The sequence below is a fragment of the Promineifilum sp. (SeqCode) genome (assembly GCF_041918635.1).
In the GTDB taxonomy this organism is placed as follows: Bacteria; Chloroflexota; Anaerolineae; order Promineifilales; family Promineifilaceae; genus Promineifilum.
The window spans coordinates 1-2,084 of record NZ_JAYRVJ010000046.1 but is presented as its reverse complement, the minus strand read 5'-3'; the positions used below and the strand labels follow the sequence as shown (position 1 = coordinate 2,084).

The window sequence follows — 2,084 nt, the reverse complement described above, 5'->3', positions numbered from 1 at the left end:
GAGTACAATTGAATTGGCGTCGGGCCGCAGCGAATGGCCGGCGCGGATGAGGGGAACCATGATCGAGCATAAGCCTCTCTCAGGCGTGGCCGGGGAAGCGGTCACGTTCACCGTCGAAGTCACACCGCGTGAAGCCGCGGCACCCCATGCGGCCCTGGCCGCGGCCCGCCAACTAGGCATCAGTGGGCTGGCGGGCGTGAGCGAGTCGCGCCTGTACTATTTGCAGGGGGCGCTGGACGCGGAGGCCGTCGCCGCGCTGGCTGGGGCCGTTCTGGCCGATCCCGTGACCGAGACGTGGCGCATCCTCGACGACGCGCCGGCCACTCCGTGTGGCGACCACCGCATCGACGTCACCTTCCTGCCCGGCGTCACCGACTCGGCCGCGGCCAGTCTGGCGCGCGTCGCCGGCCGGCTGGGCATCGCCGGCGTGGCGCGGGCCGCCACGGGGCAGCGCTACGAATTGACTGGCGACCTGAGCTTGGCCGACCTGGAACGGCTGGCCGCCGGTCTGTTGGCCAACCCCCACGTCCAGCGCTACGCCATCGACGCGCCGCTGCCGCCGCCCTTCTTCCCCTATCAGGCGGCCGACGACACGGTGGAGACGCTGCCCGTCCGCGACCTGGACGACGACGCCCTGCTGGCCCTCAGCCGGGAGCGGCGGCTGGCGCTCGATTTGGCCGAGATGCGCGCCATCCGCGCCTACTACACCGCCGAGGGGCGCGAGCCGACCGATGTGGAACTGGAGACATTGGCCCAGACGTGGAGCGAGCACTGCGTCCACAAGACGTTCCGGGCGCTCATCGACTACATCGGGCCGACGGGCGCGGACGGCCCGGTGGCCCGGCAGCGCATCGACGGCCTGCTGCGCACTTATATCCGCGCGGCCACGGAGCGGGTGAACAAGCCCTGGGTGCGTTCCGCCTTCGTCGATAACGCCGGCATCATCGCCTTCGACGAGCGCTTCGACCTGGCCTTCAAGGTGGAAACCCACAACCACCCCTCGGCGCTGGAGCCGTTTGGCGGGGCCAACACCGGCGTTGGCGGCGTGGTGCGCGACGTGCTGGGCGTCAGCGCCCGGCCCATCGCCGTGACCGACGTGCTGTGCTTCGGCCCGCCCGATCTCTCGCCGGACGCGCTGCCGGAGGGCGTGCTGCACCCGGCGCGCATCGCCGCCGGCGTGGCGCACGGCGTCGAGGATTACGGCAACAAGATGGGCATCCCGACGGTCAACGGCGCGGTCTGCTACCACCCCGGCTACACCGCCAACCCGCTGGTCTACTGCGGCTGCCTGGGCATCCTGCCGCGTGGCGCGCACCCGACCGCGGCGCAGGCGGGCGACCTGATCATCGCCATCGGCGGGGCGACGGGGCGCGACGGCCTGCGCGGGGCGACCTTCTCCAGCATGGAGATGGACGCGGCCACGGGCGCGGTGGCCGGCTCGGCGGTGCAGATCGGCAACCCGATCATGGAAAAGCAGGTGCAGGAAGTCGTCCTGCGGGCGCGCGACGAGGCGCTCTACCACGCCATCACCGACTGTGGCGCGGGCGGCTTCTCCTCGGCCGTGGGCGAGATGGGCGCGGCCATTGGCGCGCGCGTCCAGTTGACCGGCGTTGACCTGAAGTATCCGGGGCTGCGACCGTGGGAGATATGGCTGAGCGAGGCGCAAGAGCGCATGGTGCTGGCCGCGCCGCCGGCTCATCTGGCGCGGCTGCGGGCCTTCTGCGACGATCAGGACGTGACGCTGACCGTGCTGGGCGAGTTCGAGCCGTCCGGACGGCTGCGCGTCTTCTATGGCGAGCGGCTGGTGGGCGATCTGGCCATGGAATTCCTGCATGACGGGCTGCCGCGCCGCGAGTTGCGGGCGGCGTGGCGGCCGTCGCCCGCGCCGGAGCCAGGCGACGCGCCCGACGCCCCGGCGGGGCCGGCCCCAGCCGAGATGCTGTTGCGCCTGCTGGCCCATCCCAACATCCGCAGCAAGGCCGACATCGTGCGGCGCTACGACCACGAGGTGCAGGGCGGCACAGCGGTCAAGCCGCTAGACGGCGCGGCGGCGCTTGTGCCGCTGGACACGCTGCTCGGCCGCG

General features: G+C 72.0%; 1 protein-coding gene. It reads left to right on the top strand.

The window, feature by feature from the left end; all coding sequences use genetic code 11:
• Window positions 1-58: 58 nt before the first annotated feature.
• Window positions 59-2,084 (top strand): phosphoribosylformylglycinamidine synthase subunit PurS (locus ACE3UY_RS01545; protein WP_374685791.1); only part of this gene is annotated, 2,026 nt, incomplete at its 3' end.